The sequence below is a fragment of the Sinorhizobium sp. BJ1 genome (assembly GCF_002531555.1).
GTDB classification, from domain to species: Bacteria; Pseudomonadota; Alphaproteobacteria; order Rhizobiales; family Rhizobiaceae; genus Sinorhizobium; species Sinorhizobium fredii_B.
This window is the reverse complement of sequence record NZ_NWTH01000089.1, coordinates 1-3,084: the sequence shown is the minus strand read 5'-3', so window position 1 is coordinate 3,084 and position 3,084 is coordinate 1. Positions and strand designations below refer to the sequence as shown.

Annotated in this window: 2 protein-coding genes; both read right to left on the bottom strand. The window is 60.6% G+C overall.

Features of this window, described 5'->3' with window-relative positions; genetic code table 11:
- Window positions 1-1,468: nitrogenase molybdenum-iron protein subunit beta (nifK, locus tag CO676_RS34075; RefSeq protein ID WP_097524289.1), on the bottom strand; the 1,468-nt coding region annotated here is incomplete at its 3' end.
- Window positions 1,469-1,565: 97 nt separating this feature from the next.
- Entirely contained in the window at window positions 1,566-3,068 is a 1,503-nt protein-coding gene (gene nifD / locus CO676_RS34070; protein WP_097524288.1) for a nitrogenase molybdenum-iron protein alpha chain, read from the bottom strand.
- Window positions 3,069-3,084: the final 16 nt, after the last annotated feature.

Sequence of the window (3,084 nt, the reverse complement as noted above, 5' to 3'; positions counted from 1 at the left end):
TGTCGAGGATGGTCGTCATGAGGCGCAGGCCGCCCTGATAGCCGATGAGCGGAAAACGGTGGTGATGGTGCCGGTCGAAGATCGGAAACATCAGCCGGATCAGCGGCGTGCCGGTATCGCGCTCGAGATACTTGCCGTAGGAATTGCCGATCAGCAGGTCCACCGGCTCGGTGAAGAGCAGCGAGCGCATCGCCCAGAGATCCTTTCCTGCCCAGACCTTTGCATCCTTGCCGAAGTGAGAAGAGGCGAAGAGCGCCTTCATTTCGGCTTCCCAGGCCGCCGTGCCGTTGGTGGCGAGGCAATGCCTTGGCTCGCCGCCGGTCTCCATGACGAAGCGGGCCATGGCGTAGACGAAGTCGGGATCGCCGTAGATCGCGTATGTCTTGCCGTGCAGCCAGGATTGGCTGTCGGCCATGGCGTCGACCAGCCGGCCGCGTTCCAGCCGGATCGTCTCGGGGATTTCCTTGCCGGAAATCTCCGACACCTTCATCAGGAATTCGTCGGTGGCCTGGATGCCGAGCGGATAGTGGAAGGAGGCGGTGGCCTGTTCGACCTCGCGGCAATATTCGAGCGTCTTGCGGGTATTGTAGTGCTGCAGCGACAGCGTCGCCTGGGCATTGAGTGCCGCCCTCACCGCTTTGATCGTCGTGCCCCCGTCATACATGCGGTATTCGCCATCGGAGGGCGTATCGAACTGGTCGGAGGCATCCTGGATGAAGGTGTAGGACACGCCCATGAGGTCGAGCAGGCGCTTGGCCTCGCGATTGTTGCCGACGCAAAAGCCGTCGAAGCCCGGGATGATGTTGATCGTGCCAGCCGCTTCCGTGCGCTGTTTGCCTTTCCAGAAGTGCTCCAGGATGCCTTTGACCATGCTGTCATAGCCGTCGACGTGGCTGCCGACGAAGGCGGGCGTGTGCGCGAAGGGCACGTCAAATTCGGGAGGGACTGCGCCTTCGCTCTTGGCGTTCTCGATGAAGCCATGCAGGTCGTCCCCGATGACCTCGGCCATGCAGGTGGTCGAGACGGCAATCATCTTCGGATCGTAGAGCGAGTAGGTATTGGCGAGGCCGTCGATCATGTTTTTCAGGCCGCCGAACACTGCCGCATCCTCCGTCATCGAGGACGAAACGGCCGAAGACGGCTCCTTGAAATGGCGTGACAGGTGCGAGCGATAATAGGCAACGCAGCCCTGACTGCCATGGACGAACGACATCGTCCGCTCGAACCCGGCTGCTGCGAATACCGCCCCCAACGGTTGACAGGCCTTGGCGGGATTGACGACGAGCGCCTCGCGGGCGAGGTTTTTTTCGCGATATTCCCAGCCCTTGGTGTATTCGCGCTGGTCGGTGACGAGCCGCTCCGGGTGCGGACATTCGAAATTCAGCTTCTTCTCTGCGAGCATCTGCCTGTATTCCGGCTCGCGGAACAGCGGAGCATGGTCGAGAATTTTCTCAGCCGATTGCGGCATAGTGTTCACCTTATTTTGAGCTGGCCTCTTCAAGGCACAGAGATGTTCGAGACATTGCCGGTCTCCCGCCGTCCTCGTCCCGCGGAAGACCGGACGATCATTCGGCTGCAACTGCGGCCGTCGGCACCGTCATTTTCTTCCAAGGCGCGTCGTAGAGATCCCAGACCGGATTGTTGATGGCCAGATCCATGTCGCGGGCGAAGATGGCGAAGCCGTCATAGCCGTGATAGGGGCCGGAATAGTCCCAGGAGTGCATCTGGCGGAAGGGTATGCCCATCTTCTGCACCGGGTACTTTTCCTTGATGCCGGAGCCGACCAGATCGGGGCGGATCCTCTCGATGAATTTGTCCAGTTCGTAACTGGTCACGTCGTCATAGATCAGCGTGCCCTTCTTCACGTAATGGCCGGTGCGCTGATAGTCGTCGTTGTGGGCGAATTCGTAGCCGGTGCCGACGATCTGCATGCCGAGGTCTTCATAAGCGGTGATGACGTGACGGGGGCGCAAACCCCCGACATAGAGCATCACTGTCTTGCCCTGGAGGCGCGGCCAGTACTTGTCGATCACAGCGTCGACCAAGGGCCGGTACTTGGCGATGACCCTCTCGGCCCTTTCTTCGATCGTCGGGCCGAAATGCCGGGCTATCTTGCGCAGAGAGGCTTCGATCTGGGATGGGCCGAAGAAATTATATTCCATCCAGGGGATGCCGTATTTTTCCTCCATGTGCCGGCAGATGTAGTTCATCGACCGGTAGCAGTGGATGAGGTTGAGCTTGGCCTTTGGCGCACGCTCCACTTCGGCGAGCGTGGCGTCGCCCGACCAGTTGCCGACCACGCGCAACCCGATCTCCTCGAGCAGGATGCGCGACGCCCAGGCGTCGCCGCCGATGTTGTAATCGCCGATCACGTTGACATCGTAGGGACCGGTTTCGAACTCGACCTCCGTCTTGTCGAAGACCCAGTCGCGGATGGCGTCGTTGGCGATGTGATGGCCGAGTGACTGGGAGACGCCGCGGAAGCCTTCGCAGCGCACCGGCACGATGGTTTTTCCGAGTTCGCCGGCCTTCTTGCGCGACACGGCTTCGATGTCGTCGCCAATCAGGCCGATCGGACATTCGGATTGGATGGTGACGCCGTTGTTGAGCGGAAACAGCTCCTCGATCTCGTCGATGACCTGTTCCAGCTTCTTGTCGCCACCGAAGACGATGTCCTTCTCCTGAAAGTCGGAGGTGAACTGCATCGTCACGAAGGTGTCGATGCCCGTGGTGCCGACATAGTAGTTGCGGCGCTGCGACCAGGAATACTGACCGCAGCCAACCGGGCCGTGCGAGATGTGGACCATATCCTTCACCGGCCCCCAGACCACGCCTTTCGAGCCCGCATAGGCGCAGCCGCGGATCGTCATCACGCCCGGAATGGACTTGATGTTCGACTTCACGTCGCATTCGGAGATGGTCTGGCCTTCCTCCCCGGGCTGATCCCGGTCCGAGGCGACACTGAGGTGCTTTTGGCGACGCTTGGCCGCCTTGTGCGGGTACTGCGACAGCACCTGGGTGATCAACTCCTGATGGAGCGCACTGTCATTCTCGTAATCGAGGCTCATTGGGCCTGCCCCCTTT

What these genes read in the sequence shown, in the direction of transcription:
- nifD (WP_097524288.1), bottom strand. Translation starts at nt 3,068, where the DNA reads ATGAGCCTCGATTACGAGAATGACAGTGCGCTCCATCAGGAGTTGATC.